This is a genomic window from Pseudomonas sp. G1002 (genome assembly GCF_013385455.1).
Lineage (GTDB): Bacteria > Pseudomonadota > Gammaproteobacteria > Pseudomonadales > Pseudomonadaceae > Aquipseudomonas.
On sequence record NZ_JACAPY010000001.1, the window covers coordinates 37,381 to 53,263 of the forward strand.

Below are 15,883 nucleotides of genomic sequence, written 5' to 3' on the forward strand. Positions count from 1 at the left end.
CCGCTCCCACATTTGATCTGCGGTATTTTACAGAGTGAGTTACTTCAGCGCCGCCATGATCGCTTCAGGGTTGTAGTCGCGAATCAGCGTGCCGTTCACGTCCACAAACGGAATCCCGCCGCCCCCCAACGCCTCGTACGCCTTGCGCGCCTGGGCGTCCTTCTCGATATCAAACGCCTGGTAGGGAATCCCCTTGGAATCCAGAAAGCGCCGGATCTGTTTGCAGTAGCCGCACCACTCGGTGGAATACAGCACCACGCGCGCCGCCGCGCGTGTCTGCTCCGGCACCACCTGGGAGGGGTTGAACAGCCGCTCGATCTTGCCCCAGTTCTGGAAAACCACCACCACCAGCAACACCAGCAGGACTTTCTTCAGAACCCCGCCCAGCATCAGTTGCGACGCTTGAGCTGGTCGGTCAACTGGGTCGGCAGGCCCTTGATGATCAAGGTGCCGGCGGCTTCGTCGTATTCGATCTTGTCGCCCAGCAGGTGCGCTTCAAAGCTGATGGACAAGCCTTCGGCACGCCCGGTGAAACGGCGGAACTGGTTGAGGGTGCGTTTATCCGCCGGGATTTCCGGCGACAGGCCGTAGTCCTTGTTGCGGATGTGATCGTAGAAGGCTTTTGGCCGATCTTCATCGATCAACCCGGACAGCTCTTCCAGGCCCATCGGCTCGCCGAGCTTGGCCTGGCTGCTGGCGTAGTCCACCAGGGTCTTGGTTTTCTCGCGGGCGGATTCGTCCGGCAGGTCTTCGCTTTCGACGAAGTCGCTGAAGGCCTTGAGCAGGGTGCGGGTCTCGCCCGGGCCGTCGACGCCTTCCTGGCAGCCGATAAAGTCGCGGAAGTACTCCGAGACCTTCTTGCCGTTCTTGCCCTTGATAAACGAGATGTACTGCTTGGATTGCTTGTTGTTCTGCCACTCGGACACGTTGATGCGCGCGGCGAGGTGCAGTTGGCCAAGATCCAGATGGCGCGACGGCGTCACGTCCAGCTGGTCGGTCACGGCCACGCCTTCACTGTGGTGCAGCAGGGCGATCGCCAGGTAATCGGTCATGCCCTGTTGATAGTGGGCAAACAGCACGTGGCCGCCGGTGGAGAGGTTGGACTCCTCCATCAGCTTCTGCAGGTGTTCCACCGCAATGCGGCTGAAGGCGGTGAAATCCTTGCCACCGTCGAAATATTCCTTCAACCAGCCACTGAACGGATGCGCGCCGGACTCGGCATGGAAAAAGCCCCAGGCCTTGCCTTGTTTGGCGTTGTAGCTCTCGTTGAGGTCGGCGAGCATGTTCTCGATCGCGGCCGACTCGGCAAGCTCGGAGTCGCGGGCGTGGAGAACTGCAGGGGTGCCGTCGGGTTTTTTGTCGATCAGGTGGACGATGCAATGACGGATCGGCATGGGCTTCTCGGCTGGTTGAAGGGGAGGGGTGGGGCTCCCGGAAAAAGTCGCCAGTGTACCGCACCCGCTGGGGATGGCGCTGTTCGGAGGGCGTTTTGAGCGCCATCCGACGGGCCATATGCCTTTTTTTCACGGTTTAGAGCGATAAAGCTGACCAAATGGGTATGTTGAGGCGGATATTTCCCCGTCTCTGTGCTAGTTTTGCCCCGTCTTACGCGCAGTCTGGGCGTTAAGCGTGCATTCAGCATTTGTCAGGTCGAACCAAACCCGGTTTCAGGTATCTATAACCCCGATCTTCGTGGTTATAGCCCTTGGGTGCCAGGCCTTGATGGCAGGGCTCGATGGCTGACACTGCACTCTGCAATCCAAATGAATTTGATAGGGAAGGAACACCACAATGGCTATTACTAAAGACCAACTGATCGCTGATCTGGCTGAAGCTGTAGACGCACCGAAAACCACCGTGCGTGCTCTGCTGGACCAACTGAGCCAGATCGTTGCTGATCAGCTGGAAAACGGCGGCGAAATCACTCTGCCAGGCGTTGGCAAACTGAAAGTGACCGAGCGTCCTGCCCGTACTGGCCGTAACCCTTCGACTGGCGCTGCCATCGAAATCGCTGCCAAGAAAGTTATCAAGCTGGTTGTGGCCAAAGGCCTGACCGACGCTGTTAACAAGTAAGACGCAGCAAAAAAAACCGTGCTCCGGAGCGATCCGGGCACGGTTTTTTGTTGCCTGCGATTTATCAGTCTTTACGGGCCCAACGCTGGCGCCACACCTGTTGCTCGCTCGGGGTCTGGAACGTCCAGGCGACGAAGCGGCTCTGCTTCTGGCCCTGGGACATCTCCACTACCTGGCTTTCCAGCACACCGGCCTTTTTCAGCGCTGTCTGAATGGCCGGCAGGTTTGACGCTTTCGACACCAGGGTGCTGAACCACAGCACTTTATGCTGGAAATGCGCGCTTTCAGCGATCAACTGCGTCACAAACCGCGCTTCACCGCCTTCACACCACAATTCCGCCGACTGGCCACCGAAGTTCAGCACCGGCAACTTGCGTTTCGGATCAGCCTTGCCCAGTGCTCGCCATTTACGTTCGCTGCCCTTGGTCGCTTCATCCATGGACGCGTGGAAGGGCGGGTTGCACATGGTCAGGTCAAACCGCTCGCCTGGCTCCAGCAAGCCCAGCAGGATCTGCTTGGGGTTGGTTTGCTGGCGCAGCTGGATGGCCTTGTTCAGCCCGTTGGACTGCACGATCGCCTTGGCGGCGGCCACGGCGGTCGGGTCGACTTCCGAGCCGAGGAAGTTCCAGCGGTACTCGCTGTAGCCAATCAACGGATAGACGCAGTTGGCGCCCATGCCGATGTCCAGCACCTTCACCGGCGCGCCACGGGGGATCACGCCTTCGTTGACGCTGGCCAGCAGGTCGGCGAGGAAGTGCACGTAGTCGGCACGCCCCGGTACCGGTGGGCACAGGTAGTCAGCCGGGATGTCCCAGTGATTGATGCCATAGAACGCCTTGAGCAACGCCCGGTTGAACACCCGCACCGCGTCTGGGCTGGCGAAGTCGATGCTTTCCTTGCCGTACGGGTTGATGATCACGAATTGCGCCAGTTCGGGCGTGGTCTTGATCAGCGCCTGGAAGTCGTAACGGCCCTGGTGGCGGTTACGCGGGTGCAAGGTGGCCTCTTTGCGCGGAACGACGGGCTTGGCCGGCGTATTGGATTTTGGCTTCTTGCGCGGTGCTTTGGGTGTGCTGGGGGCGGTCATGGGCTGCGTCGATTCTGCGTTTGTTTCAAAAGTGGCGGGTATTGTCACACATTCCTTGGTCGAACTCGGTCAAATGTGGGAGCTGGCTTGCCTGCGATGCAGGTGACTCGGTGTATCTGCCAGACCGAGGCGATGCCATCGCAGGCAAGCCAGCTCTCACATTGGTCGGGTTTCCAAAGAGAAATAGCGGTGTTTTTCCAAGCAAAAAAAAGAGACCCGAAGGTCTCTTTTTCCACACGGGCAGCCTCTTACAGGCTGGAAATCCGTGCGTGTTGCTCCGCCAGCTTGCCCAAAGCCTGTTCAGCTTCAGCCAGTTTGGCGCGTTCTTTCTCGATCACTTCAGCCGGAGCCTTGTCGACGAACGCCGCGTTGGACAGCTTGCCGCCCACCCGCTGCACTTCGCCTTGCAGGCGCAGGATTTCCTTGTCCAGGCGCGCCAGTTCGGCACCCTTGTCGATCAGGCCGGCCATCGGCACCAGCACTTCCATCTCGCCCACCAGTGCGGTGGCGGACAGCGGTGCTTCTTCGCCAGCGGCCAATACGGTGATCGACTCCAGCTTCGCCAGCTTCTTGAGCAGCGCGTCGTTCTCGGTGAGGCGACGCAGGTCTTCGCTGCTGGCGTTCTTCACGAACACGGCCAGTGGCTTGCCCGGACCGATATTCATCTCGGCGCGGATGTTGCGTGTACCCATCATCAGGGTCTTGAGCCACTCGATATCGCTTTCGGCTGCCTCGTCAATGCGGGCTTCGTTGGCCACCGGCCAAGGTTGCAGCATGATGGTCTTGCCGTCTTTGCCGGCCAGCGGCGCGATGCGCTGCCAGATTTCTTCGGTGATGAACGGCATGAACGGATGCGCCAGGCGCAACGCCACTTCCAGCACGCGTACCAGGGTGTGACGGGTGCCGCGCTGACGTTCGATCGGCGAGTTCTCGTCCCACAGCACGGGCTTGGACAGTTCCAGGTACCAGTCGCAATACTGGTTCCAGATGAACTCGTACAGGGCCTGTGCCGCCAGGTCGAAGCGGAACTGGTCGAGTTGACGGGTCACTTCGGCTTCGGTGCGCTGCAGCTGGGAGATGATCCAGCGGTCCGCCAGGGACAGCTCGATGGCCTCGCCGTTCTGGCCGCAGTCTTCGCCTTTATCCAGTACGTAGCGCGCGGCATTCCAGATCTTGTTGCAGAAGTTGCGATAGCCTTCGACGCGGCCCATGTCGAACTTGATGTCGCGACCGGTGGACGCCAGCGAGCAGAAGGTGAAGCGCAGGGCGTCGGTGCCGTAGCTGGCGATGCCATCGGCGAACTCGTCGCGGGTCTGCTTCTCGATCTTCTTCGCCAGTTTCGGCTGCATCAGGCCCGAGGTGCGTTTCTGCACCAGGGTTTCCAGGTCGATGCCGTCGATGATGTCCAGCGGGTCCAGGACGTTGCCCTTGGACTTGGACATCTTCTGGCCCTGGCCATCACGCACCAGGCCGTGCACGTACACGGTCTTGAACGGTACCTGCGGGGTACCGTCTTCGTTTTTCACCAAGTGCATGGTGAGCATGATCATCCGGGCAACCCAGAAGAAAATGATGTCGAAGCCGGTGACCAGCACGTCGGTGGAATGGAATTTCTTCAGGAATTCGGTCTGTTGCGGCCAGCCGAGGGTGGAGAAGGTCCACAGGCCCGAGCTGAACCAGGTGTCCAGTACGTCGTTGTCCTGTTGCAGCGCCACGTCCGCGCCAAGGTTGTGCTTGGCACGTACTTCTGCTTCGTCGCGGCCCACGTAGACCTTGCCCGACTCGTCGTACCAGGCCGGAATCCGGTGGCCCCACCACAGCTGGCGGCTGATGCACCAATCCTGGATGTCACGCATCCACGAGAAGTACATGTTTTCGTACTGTTTCGGCACGAACGCGATGCGGCCGTCTTCCACGGCAGCAATCGCCGGCTCAGCCAGCGGCTTGGTGGACACGTACCACTGGTCGGTCAGCCAGGGCTCGATGATGGTGCCGGAGCGGTCGCCCTTCGGCACTTTCAGGCCGTGGTCGTCAACGCTTACCAGCAGGCCGGCGGCGTCGAAGGCGGCAACGATCTGCTTGCGCGCCTCAAAACGGTCGAGGCCGGCGTATTCAGCCGGGATCTTGCCGTCGATGCTCTCGTTCAGCGTGCCGTCGAGGTTGAACACCTGGCAGGCCGGCAGAACGGCGGCGTTTTTATCGAAGATGTTCAGCAGCGGCAGGTTGTGGCGCTTGCCGACTTCGTAGTCGTTGAAATCGTGGGCCGGGGTGATTTTCACGCAGCCGGTGCCGAATTCAGGGTCGCAGTAGTCATCCGCGATAATCGGGATGCGACGGCCAACCAGCGGCAGCTCGACGAACTTGCCGATCAGCGCCTGGTAGCGTTCGTCGTTCGGGTTGACCGCGACGGCGGCGTCGCCGAGCATGGTTTCCGGACGGGTGGTGGCGACGATCAGGTAATCATTGCCTTCGGCGGTCTTGGCGCCGTCAGCCAACGGGTACTTGAGGTTCCACAGGAAACCTTTCTCGTCGTGGTTTTCCACTTCAAGGTCGGAAATCGCCGTGTGCAGCTTGGTGTCCCAGTTGACCAGGCGCTTGCCGCGATAGATCAGGCCGTCTTCATGCAGGCGCACGAAGGCTTCCTTCACGGCTTCCGACAGGCCGTCGTCCATGGTGAAGCGCTCGCGGCTCCAGTCGACGGACGAGCCCAGGCGACGGATCTGACGGCTGATATTGCCGCCGGACTGATCCTTCCATTCCCAGATTTTCTCGAGGAATTTCTCGCGGCCCAGGTCGTGACGGTTCTGGCCGGTGGCTTCCAGTTGGCGTTCCACCAGCATCTGGGTGGCGATACCGGCGTGGTCTGTACCTGGTTGCCACAGGGTGTTGCGACCCTGCATGCGGCGGAAACGAATCAGGGCATCCATGATCGCATTGTTGAAGCCATGGCCCATGTGCAGGCTGCCAGTGACGTTCGGTGGCGGAATCATGATGGTGTAGGCATCGCCCGCGCCTTGCGGAGCGAAATAATTCTCGGACTCCCAGGTCTGGTACCAGGAAGTTTCAATAGCGTGCGGCTGGTAGGTCTTATCCATGCGCGGCGGGACCCTAGTTGGCATTAATTCAGGAAAGCCGACAAGTATAACGGGGGATAGGGGAGAGGGGTAGGAGCGAGCTTGCTCGCGAAAAACCTGAGGGCGGCGCGTTCATTCAGGATGTACGCGTTATCGTTCACGCCCTTCGCGAGCAAGCCCGCTCCCACAGGGGATATGTGTCAGCCTTAGTTCTGGTACTGGCTCAACAACCGTTCCATGCGCGCATCCAGCCGGCGCTTGATTTCGGTTTCGATATGCGGGGCAAAATCGTCGATCACGTCTTGCATGATCAGTTGCGCGGCGGCGCGCAGTTCGTTGTCCAGGTGCAGCAGCAGGGCGTCTGGGGCTTTTTCGGCGGCAGGTACGGCAACAGCCGCAGCCGGCGCAGCTTGTGCCACGGGCGTTTCGACAGGTTCCGGCGTAACCGGCTTGCCACCCACCATATCGAACAGCAGGGGAATTTGTACGTCACCGTTGACCGCATCGGTCAGCAATGGCGGTTGCAGGTCATCATCACCGAGCAGCTTGCGGATCGACTCAAGGTCGTCCAGCAGGTGGTCAGAGTCTTTTAGCGGGTTTGGAGTGTCCATCGTGTGCTCAAAGTCGTTGTAGCCGGTGATCTTGCAGAGAATAGCCCTGTTCGCGGTAGAAACGGAAACTCTCCCGCGCGGCCTGACGAATAGCCGGGTCTTCCACCACCACTTCCGCCACGCGGGCGAAACCCTTGGCGAAGGCCGGTACTTTCAGGTCAAGGTTGACCAGCAGGTCTGTGTGATCGCCGCAGCTGTCGCCCAAACCCAGTACCACCAGGCCTTCCGGTTCTGATTCGGCGGCACCGTGGGGCACGAAGCTTTCGCCCTTGAAGCGCCACAGGCGGGCGTCGAGGTCGTCACGCTGGGCGGCATCGCTGCAATGCAGGTAGATACGGTGGCCCATGCGCCAGGCTTTTTCGGTGAGCTTGCAGGCAAAGTCCAGGCGCGCGGAAGGATCGGCGCTGGGCAATATATAGAAGTCGACTTGGGTCATTGCGGTTCCTGAGCCCCGGGCGGCTTTACAAGCGCCCGGGGATCTTCATTTTCAGGCTTTGGCGCGGTCCAGCAGGTACTGGGTCAGCAATGGAACCGGACGGCCAGTGGCGCCCTTGTCCTTGCCGCCGCTGGTCCAGGCGGTGCCGGCGATGTCCAGGTGGGCCCAGTTGAAGTTCTTGGCGAAACGCGACAGGAAGCACGCCGCAGTGATGGTGCCGGCTTTCGGGCCGCCAATGTTGGCGATGTCGGCGAACGGGCTGTCCAGCTGTTCCTGGTACTCATCGAACAGCGGCAGTTGCCAGGCGCGATCGTCTGCAGCCTGGCCGGCGCTGAGCAGTTGGCCGATCAGTTCGTCGCTGTTGCCCAGCAGGCCCGACGTGTGGGCGCCCAGGGCAACCACGCAGGCACCGGTCAGGGTGGCGATGTCGATCACGGCTTGCGGCTTGAAGCGCTCGGCGTAGGTCAGGGCGTCGCACAGCACCAGGCGGCCTTCGGCGTCGGTGTTGAGGATTTCCACGGTCTGGCCGCTGAGGGTGGTGACGATATCGCCCGGACGGGTCGCGCCGCCGCTCGGCATGTTCTCGGCGCAGGCCAGGATGCACACCAGGTTGATCGGCAGCTTGAGTTCCAGCACGGCACGCAGGGTGCCGAACACGCTGGCGGCGCCGCCCATGTCGTACTTCATCTCGTCCATGCCCAGGCCCGGCTTGAGGCTGATGCCGCCGGTGTCGAAGGTGATGCCTTTGCCGACCAGGGCAAATGGCTTCTCGGACTTCTTGCCGCCGTTGTATTGCATCACGATCAGGCGTGGCGGCTGGTCGCTGCCCTGGCCCACGGCATAGAACGAGCCCATGCCCAGTTCCTTGATCTTCTTCTCATCCAGGACTTCGACTTTCAGGCCCTTGAATTCCTTGCCCAGCGCCTTGGCTTGCTCGCCCAGGTAGGTTGGGTGGCAGATGTTCGGTGGCAGGTTGCCCAGGTCACGGGTGAACGCCATGCCGCCGGCGATGGCCTGGGCGTGGGTCACGGCGCGTTCGACTTCAGCCTGGGCCGCCTTGATGGTCAGCAGGGTGACTTTCTTCAGGGCGCGGGGTTCGGCCTTGGTGCTCTTGAACTGGTCGAAGACGTAGCCGCCGTCCAGCAGGCTTTCGGCCAGCAGGCGGGTCTTGCCGTAGCTGTCGCGGCCCTTGACCACGACTTCGTCCAGCGCCAGGGCCGCGTCGGTGCCGCCCAGGCCCTTGAGGGTGTTGAGGATGCCGGCGATGATCTTGCGGAACGGACGGTCGCCCAGTTCGGCGTCTTTACCAACGCCCACCAGCAATACGCGGTCGGCTTTAAGGTTAGGCAGGCTTTGCAGCAGCAGGCTTTGGCCGACCTTGCCGGCCAGGTCGCCGCGCTTGAGGACTGCGCTGATGGCGCCGCCGCTCAGTTCGTCCAGTTGCTTGGCGGCAACGCCGAGCTTGCGGCCTTCGCCGACAGCGACCACGAGGGTGGCGGTTTTCAACGTTTCGGGGCTAACGCTTTTTACAACCAGTTCCATTTTCGGGTCCCTTATAAAGGTCAGTGAGCCAGGAGTCTGTACTCCGGCTTGTAAGCTTGGCAGCCTGTAGGCCGCCCGCGACAAAGGCCGCAGTTTGAACCTCGCCGCCCGAGCCTGACAACCCTTGCGGGCAGCTTTGTGCACGCGTATGAGCAAGCTCCGTGACAGGTGCGGTCAATCACAGGATAATGCGCCATCTTTTTAGCCGGCCTGCAGCAATGGGTCGACTCGATATGCTTGCTTGTTTGGCCGCCTTAGCCTGACAACCCTGGAGTGTCTGGTTTGATCGTCTTCCGTTATCTATCCCGCGAAGTCCTGTTGACCCTGAGTGCCGTGAGTGCGGTATTGCTGGTCATCATCATGAGTGGTCGCTTCGTCAAATACCTCGCCCAGGCTGCCTCGGGTGCCCTGGATCCGGGTTCGCTGTTCCTGATCATGGGCTTTCGCCTGCCGGGCTTCCTGCAGTTGATCCTGCCATTGGGCCTGTTTCTCGGGATTCTGCTGGCCTACGGCCGCTTGTACCTTGAAAGCGAAATGACCGTGTTGTCGGCCACCGGCATGAGCCAGCAACGTTTGCTGGCCATGACCATGGTTCCGGCCACCGGTATCGCGCTGGTGGTGGCCTGGCTGAGCTTGAGCCTGGCACCCCAGGGCGCCATGCAGTTCCAGCTGGTGCTGAACAAACAGGACGCCATGACCGAATTCGACACCCTGGAGCCGGGCCGCTTCCAAGCGCTCAACGACGGCACCCGGGTGACCTATACCGAGCAAATGTCGGATGACCGTGCCAACCTGGGAGGGGTGTTCATCTCCCAGAAAAACCTCGGCCAGAACCAGAAAGACCGTGGTATTTCGATTCTGGTGGCCGACAAGGGGCGCCAGGAAGTGCGTCCGGATGGCAGCCGTTACCTGATCCTGGAAGATGGCTATCGCTATGACGGCAGCCCCGGTCAGGCCGATTACCGCGCAATCAAGTACGACACCTATGGCGTGATGCTGGCCCGGCCGGATGTCAGCGATGAGGTCACCGACCGCGACGCGATCCCGACCCCAGACCTGATCGGCAGCAAGGAACTGCGTTCGATCGCCGAGCTGCAATGGCGGATTTCCCTGCCGTTGCTGGTGTTTATCGTGACCTTGATGGCAGTGCCGCTGTCCCGGGTCAACCCGCGCCAGGGCCGCTTCCTCAAGCTGCTGCCGGCGATCCTGCTTTATATGGCTTACCTGACCATCCTGATTTCCGCCCGCGGCTCCCTGGAGAAGGGCAAACTGCCGCCGGCCCTTGGGTTGTGGTGGGTCCACGGGGTCTTCCTGGCCATTGGCCTGGGGCTGCTTTATTGGGAACCGATGCGGTTGAAGATGCGGAGTCGTCGCAGCGTGAAGGAGATGGCCCGTGGTTAAGCTCGACCGCTACATTGGTAGCAGCGTCCTGGTCGCAATCCTTGCGGTATTGGGCATTATTCTAGGGCTGGCCTCGTTGTTCGCCTTCATTGATGAAGTCGGCAACGTCAGCGATACCTACACCGTTACCGACGTCCTGAGCTACGTGGCGCTGACGGCGCCCCGTCGCCTGTACGACATGATGCCGATGGCTGCGCTGATCGGCTGCCTGATCGGCCTGGGCAGCCTGGCCAGCAACAGCGAGCTGACCATCATGCGCGCGGCGGGTGTTTCCATCGGTCGCATCGTGTGGGCGGTCATGAAGCCCATGCTGTTGCTGATGGTGGTCAGCGTGCTGATCGGTGAATACGTGGCGCCTCCAGCCGAGTCCACGGCCCAGGCCAATCGTGCCCTGGCCCAGGGTTCGGGCGATGCCCAGAGCTCCAAGCATGGCCTGTGGCACCGCCAGGGTGAGGAGTTTATCCACATCAACGCCGTGCAGCCGGGTGGCTTGCTGGTGGGTGTCACCCGCTACCACTTCGACAAGGAACGTCACCTGCTGTCGTCGAGCTTCGCCAAACGTGCACAGTACGCCGACGAAAAGTGGCAACTGAGCGATGTGACCACCACCTATTTCCGTGATATCGGCAAGGGTGCGGCATCGACCACCGAAGTGATCAATGTGCCGACGGAGCAGTGGGATATTTCCCTCAAGCCCGAATTGCTGAATACCGTGGTGATGATCCCGGAAAGCCTGCCTATCTCCGGCCTGTGGGGGTATATCCATTACCTCAAGGACCAGGGCTTGAACAACGGCCGTTACTGGCTGGCGTTTTGGGTCAAGGTGTTGCAGCCGGTGGTGACGGCTGCGCTGGTGCTGATGGCGATCTCGTTCATCTTTGGCCCGTTGCGTTCCGTGACCCTCGGCCAGCGCGTGTTTACCGGCGTACTGGTGGGTTTCACCTTCCGTATCGCCCAGGACCTGCTGGGGCCGTCCAGCCTGGTATTCGGTTTCTCGCCGCTGTTTGCGGTGCTGGTGCCGACCGCCATCTGCGCCGTGGCCGGCTTCTGGCTGTTGCGTCGGGCCGGTTGAGCCCGCGCTTATGAACAAAAAATGCCCCGTTCGAACGACCGGGGCATTTTTGTTCTTGGTCGCCATGGATGACGTCTGGTCTGCGCATCAGGTACAATTCCCGGCTATTTTTCAGCGGGCAGTCTGCCTGCAGCCTTTTTGAGTGTTGATCCGTGAGTGATTTGAGTCATATCCGCAATTTCTCCATCATCGCCCACATTGACCATGGCAAGTCGACGCTGGCCGATCGATTCATCCAGATGTGCGGCGGCCTTGCCGAGCGTGAAATGGAAGCCCAGGTGCTGGACTCCATGGACCTCGAGCGCGAGCGCGGGATCACCATCAAGGCCCACAGCGTAACCCTGTACTACACCGCCAAAGACGGTATCAAGTACCAGCTCAACTTCATCGACACCCCTGGCCACGTCGACTTCACCTATGAAGTCAGCCGTTCCCTGGCGGCCTGCGAAGGTGCGTTGCTGGTAGTGGATGCGGGCCAGGGCGTTGAAGCCCAGTCCGTGGCCAACTGCTACACCGCCATCGAGCAAGGCCTGGAGGTGATGCCGGTGCTGAACAAGATCGACCTGCCACAGGCCGATCCGGACCGCGTCAAGGAAGAGATCGAGAAGATCATCGGCATTGACGCCACCGACGCCGTCGAGTGCAGCGCCAAGACCGGCCTGGGCGTCGACGAGGTGCTCGAGCGCCTGGTCAAGACCATTCCAGCCCCCACCGGCAACTACGAAGATCCGCTGCAAGCGTTGATCATCGACTCCTGGTTCGACAACTACCTGGGTGTTGTTTCCCTGGTACGCGTACGCCACGGCCGTGTGAAGAAGGGCGACAAGATCCTGGTCAAGTCCACCGGCAAGATCCACCTGGTGGACAGCGTCGGTGTATTCAACCCGAAGCACACGGCTACCACTGATCTGAAAGCCGGCGAAGTAGGCTTCATCATCGCCGGTATCAAGGACATCCACGGTGCACCGGTAGGTGACACCCTGACCTTGAGCTCCACCCCTGACGTCGACGTGCTGCCGGGCTTCAAACGCATCCAGCCGCAGGTTTACGCCGGCCTGTTCCCGGTCAGCTCCGATGACTTCGAGGACTTCCGCGAAGCCCTGCAGAAGCTGACCCTCAACGACTCGTCGTTGCAGTACACCCCGGAAAGCTCCGACGCCCTCGGGTTCGGCTTCCGCTGCGGGTTCCTGGGCATGCTGCACATGGAAATCATCCAGGAGCGCCTCGAGCGCGAATACGACCTGGACCTGATCACCACCGCGCCGACGGTTATTTTTGAACTGGCGCTGAAAACCGGTGAAACGATTTACGTCGACAACCCGTCCAAGCTTCCGGATCTGTCTTCCATCGAAGACATGCGCGAACCGATCGTGCGGGCCAATATTCTTGTGCCGCAAGAGCATCTGGGCAACGTCATTACCCTGTGTATCGAAAAGCGTGGCGTACAGCACGACATGCTGTTCCTCGGTACCCAGGTGCAAGTGACCTACGATTTGCCGATGAACGAAGTGGTCCTGGACTTCTTCGACCGTCTCAAATCCACCAGCCGCGGCTATGCTTCGCTGGATTACCATTTTGACCGTTACCAATCAGCTAATCTGGTGAAGCTGGATGTACTGATCAACGGCGACAAGGTGGATGCCCTGGCGCTGATCGTGCACAAGGACAACGCGCACTACAAAGGTCGCCAGTTGACCGAAAAGATGAAAGAACTGATTCCGCGCCAGATGTTCGACGTCGCGATCCAGGCCGCCATCGGCGGGCAGATCATTGCACGGACTTCCGTCAAGGCACTCAGAAAGAACGTACTGGCCAAATGCTATGGCGGCGACGTCAGCCGTAAGCGCAAGCTGCTCGAGAAGCAAAAGGCCGGTAAAAAACGCATGAAGCAAGTGGGTAACGTGGAAATTCCACAAGAAGCCTTCCTTGCGGTGCTCAGGTTGGATAGTTAGGTCCTATGTCACTAAATTTCCCGCTGTTGCTGGTCATCGCCGTTGCCGTTTGCGGTCTATTGGCGTTGCTCGATCTGGTGTTCTTCGCCCCGCGTCGCCGGGCAGCCATCGCGTCCTATCAGGGCAGCGTCAGCCAGCCCGATGTGGCGGTGATCGAGAAACTGAACAAAGAGCCGATGCTGGTTGAATACGGCAAGTCGTTCTTCCCGGTGTTGTTCATCGTGCTGGTGCTGCGTTCGTTCCTGGTGGAACCGTTTCAGATCCCTTCGGGCTCGATGAAACCTACCCTGGACGTGGGCGACTTCATCCTGGTGAACAAGTTTTCCTACGGGATCCGGTTGCCGGTGATCGACAAGAAAGTGATCGAGATCGGTGATCCGCAGCGCGGCGATGTGATGGTGTTTCGCTACCCAAGCGACCCGAACGTCAACTACATCAAGCGTGTAGTGGGCCTGCCGGGCGACGTGATTCGCTACACCAGTGACAAGCGCCTGTTCGTCAACGGCGAGTCGGTGGCAGAAAAACTGATCGGTTCCGAGCCGAACACCCTGGGCAGCGCCGAGCTGTACCAGGAAAAACTCGGGGCGGTAGAGCACGAAATCCGCAAGGAGATGAGCCGCTACCGTTCGCCGCCTGACAACCAGTGGACAGTGCCTGCCGGGCACTACTTCATGATGGGCGACAACCGCGACAACTCCAACGACAGCCGCTACTGGGATGACCCGAATATTCCCAAGGACCTGCTGGGCATGGTCCCCGACCAGAATATCGTCGGCAAGGCCTTCGCGGTCTGGATGAGTTGGCCGGAACCCAAGCTCAGCCACCTGCCGAACTTCTCGCGGGTCGGGCTGATCAAGTAATCCATGCGGCGCTGTGAACACAGCGCCGAATGCTTTTCTGGGGCTTGGACAAAACCAGGCCCCATGCAGCAACCACCAGGATTTGAATTTGAACACAGCGTTAATCGTCGCAGGCCACCGGTGCCTCGAACTGAATGTGGGTAAACCGTGAGCGTTTCTCTAAGCCGTCTCGAGCGCCAGCTCGGCTACACCTTCAAGGATCAGGAATTGATGATCCTTGCCCTCACACACCGCAGTTTTGCCGGGCGTAACAACGAGCGCCTGGAATTCCTCGGTGATGCCATCCTCAATTTCGTCGCCGGCGAAGCCCTGTTCAATCGCTTCCCGCTGGCCCGCGAAGGCCAGTTGTCGCGCTTGCGTGCGCGCCTGGTGAAAGGCGAGACCCTGGCTGTACTGGCCCGTGGTTTCGACCTGGGTGATTACCTGCGCCTGGGCTCCGGCGAGCTGAAGAGCGGCGGTTTCCGTCGCGAGTCGATCCTGGCCGACGCCCTTGAGGCACTGATCGGCGCGATCTACCTCGACGCGGGCATGGAAGCGGCCAAGGAGCGCGTCGTCGCCTGGCTGTCGACCGAAATCGAAAGCCTGACGCTGGTAGACACCAACAAAGATCCAAAGACCCGCCTGCAGGAATTCCTGCAGTCCCGTGGTTGCGACCTGCCGCGTTACGAAGTGGTGGATATCCAGGGTGAGCCGCATTGCCGAGTGTTCTTCGTCGAATGCGAAATCACCTTACTGAATGAAAAAAGCCGAGGTCAGGGTGTGAGCCGTCGTATTGCCGAACAGGTAGCGGCCGCTGCAGCACTGATTGCCCTGGGCGTGGAGAATGGCCATGACTGATTCAACCGCAACTCGCTGTGGCTATGTTGCCATCGTCGGCCGTCCGAACGTGGGCAAGTCCACGTTGCTGAACCACATCCTGGGACAGAAGCTGGCGATCACCTCGCGCAAGCCCCAGACCACCCGCCACAACATGCTGGGCATCAAGACCGAAGGCGCCGTACAGGCTGTCTACGTTGATACCCCGGGCATGCACAAAGGCGGCGAAAAGGCCCTCAACCGCTACATGAACAAAACCGCTTCGGCCGCGTTGAAAGACGTCGACGTGGTGATCTTCGTGGTCGACCGCACCAAGTGGACCGACGAAGACCAGATGGTTCTGGAGCGCGTGCAGTACGTCACCGGCCCGTTGATCGTCGCGTTGAACAAGACCGACCGCATCGAAGACAAGGCCGAGCTGATGCCGCACCTGAGCTGGCTGCAGGAACAACTGCCGAACGCCCAGATCATGCCGATCTCGGCCCAGCACGGGCACAACCTCGAAGCCCTGGAACGTGTGATTGCTGGCTACCTGCCGGAGAACGAACACTTCTTCCCGGAAGACCAGATCACCGACCGCAGCAGCCGTTTCCTCGCCGCCGAACTGGTACGCGAGAAAATCATGCGCCAGATGGGTGCCGAGCTGCCGTACCAGATCACCGTCGAAATCGAAGAGTTCAAGCAGCAGGGCAAGACCCTGCATATCCATGCGTTGATCCTCGTCGAGCGTGACGGCCAGAAGAAAATCATCATTGGCGACAAGGGCGAGCGCATCAAGCGCATCGGCACTGAAGCGCGCAAGGACATGGAATTGCTGTTTGATTCCAAGATCATGCTCAACCTGTGGGTGAAGGTTAAGGGTGGTTGGTCCGATGATGAGCGTGCGTTGCGTTCGTTGGGTTACGGCGACCTGTAACAGGTCTCCGGAACACCGCAGGACAAATGTGGGAGCGGGCTTG

The 15,883-nt window shown here is 60.3% G+C and carries 14 protein-coding genes; 7 read left to right on the forward strand and 7 right to left on the reverse strand.

The genetic code is table 11. The features are described 5' to 3' along the window. Positions 1-39: 39 nt before the first annotated feature. Both HX801_RS00165 and yejK read right to left on the reverse strand, forming a co-directional pair. Positions 40-390 (reverse strand): glutaredoxin family protein, encoded by a 351-nt coding sequence (locus HX801_RS00165; RefSeq protein WP_003212747.1) that lies wholly within the window; start codon positions 388-390, stop codon positions 40-42. Further along, positions 390-1,394, reverse strand: coding sequence for a nucleoid-associated protein YejK (yejK, locus tag HX801_RS00170; protein WP_003212745.1), 1,005 nt, complete (start codon positions 1,392-1,394; stop codon positions 390-392). The genes HX801_RS00165 and yejK overlap by 1 nt, the downstream gene beginning before the upstream one ends. A gap of 397 nt (positions 1,395-1,791) precedes the next feature. On the opposite strand from yejK, the gene HX801_RS00175 reads away from it, so the two are divergent. Further along, the gene (locus HX801_RS00175; RefSeq protein WP_003212743.1) at positions 1,792-2,073 is read left to right on the forward strand and encodes an HU family DNA-binding protein; all 282 of its coding nucleotides are present in this window, start codon (positions 1,792-1,794) and stop codon (positions 2,071-2,073) included. 64 nt (positions 2,074-2,137) lie between these two features. On the opposite strand, the gene rlmF is transcribed toward HX801_RS00175, so the two are convergent. The 5 genes from rlmF to HX801_RS00200 all read right to left on the reverse strand — a co-directional run bounded on the left by rlmF (position 2,138) and on the right by HX801_RS00200 (position 8,823). Continuing rightward, positions 2,138-3,160, reverse strand: a complete 1,023-nt coding sequence (rlmF, locus tag HX801_RS00180) for a 23S rRNA (adenine(1618)-N(6))-methyltransferase RlmF (RefSeq protein ID WP_087695168.1) — start codon at positions 3,158-3,160, stop codon at positions 2,138-2,140. Between the two features lie 248 nt (positions 3,161-3,408). Next, positions 3,409-6,255, reverse strand: a complete 2,847-nt coding sequence (locus HX801_RS00185) for a valine--tRNA ligase (protein ID WP_177021376.1) — start codon at positions 6,253-6,255, stop codon at positions 3,409-3,411. A 185-nt stretch (positions 6,256-6,440) separates the two neighbouring features. Further along, on the reverse strand, positions 6,441-6,845 hold the full coding sequence (locus tag HX801_RS00190) for a DNA polymerase III subunit chi (protein WP_102368159.1): 405 nt from the start codon (positions 6,843-6,845) through the stop codon (positions 6,441-6,443). 7 nt (positions 6,846-6,852) lie between these two features. Continuing rightward, positions 6,853-7,281: a DNA polymerase III subunit chi gene (locus HX801_RS00195; RefSeq protein WP_003210446.1), complete on the reverse strand. Its 429-nt coding sequence runs from the start codon at positions 7,279-7,281 to the stop codon at positions 6,853-6,855. A 51-nt stretch (positions 7,282-7,332) separates the two neighbouring features. Further along, on the reverse strand, positions 7,333-8,823 hold the full coding sequence (locus tag HX801_RS00200) for a leucyl aminopeptidase (protein WP_003210444.1): 1,491 nt from the start codon (positions 8,821-8,823) through the stop codon (positions 7,333-7,335). A gap of 282 nt (positions 8,824-9,105) precedes the next feature. Here HX801_RS00200 and lptF point away from each other — a divergent pair, with 282 nt between their 5' ends. From lptF to era, 6 genes are all read left to right on the forward strand, one after another. Beyond that, a complete protein-coding gene (gene lptF, locus HX801_RS00205; RefSeq protein ID WP_003210442.1) occupies positions 9,106-10,224 on the forward strand; it encodes an LPS export ABC transporter permease LptF in 1,119 nt (372 codons plus the stop codon). Beyond that, on the forward strand, positions 10,217-11,296 hold the full coding sequence (lptG, locus tag HX801_RS00210) for an LPS export ABC transporter permease LptG (RefSeq protein ID WP_003210440.1): 1,080 nt from the start codon (positions 10,217-10,219) through the stop codon (positions 11,294-11,296). Before lptF ends, lptG begins: the two co-directional genes overlap by 8 nt. A 152-nt stretch (positions 11,297-11,448) precedes the next feature. Continuing rightward, entirely contained in the window at positions 11,449-13,248 is a 1,800-nt protein-coding gene (gene lepA / locus HX801_RS00215) for a translation elongation factor 4 (protein WP_003210439.1), read from the forward strand. A gap of 5 nt (positions 13,249-13,253) precedes the next feature. After that, the gene (gene lepB, locus HX801_RS00220) at positions 13,254-14,108 is read left to right on the forward strand and encodes a signal peptidase I (RefSeq protein WP_003210437.1); all 855 of its coding nucleotides are present in this window, start codon (positions 13,254-13,256) and stop codon (positions 14,106-14,108) included. Between the two features lie 147 nt (positions 14,109-14,255). Beyond that, a complete protein-coding gene (rnc, locus tag HX801_RS00225; RefSeq protein WP_003210434.1) occupies positions 14,256-14,945 on the forward strand; it encodes a ribonuclease III in 690 nt (229 codons plus the stop codon). Further along, on the forward strand, positions 14,938-15,840 hold the full coding sequence (gene era, locus HX801_RS00230; RefSeq protein ID WP_003210432.1) for a GTPase Era: 903 nt from the start codon (positions 14,938-14,940) through the stop codon (positions 15,838-15,840). Before rnc ends, era begins: the two co-directional genes overlap by 8 nt. Positions 15,841-15,883: the final 43 nt, after the last annotated feature.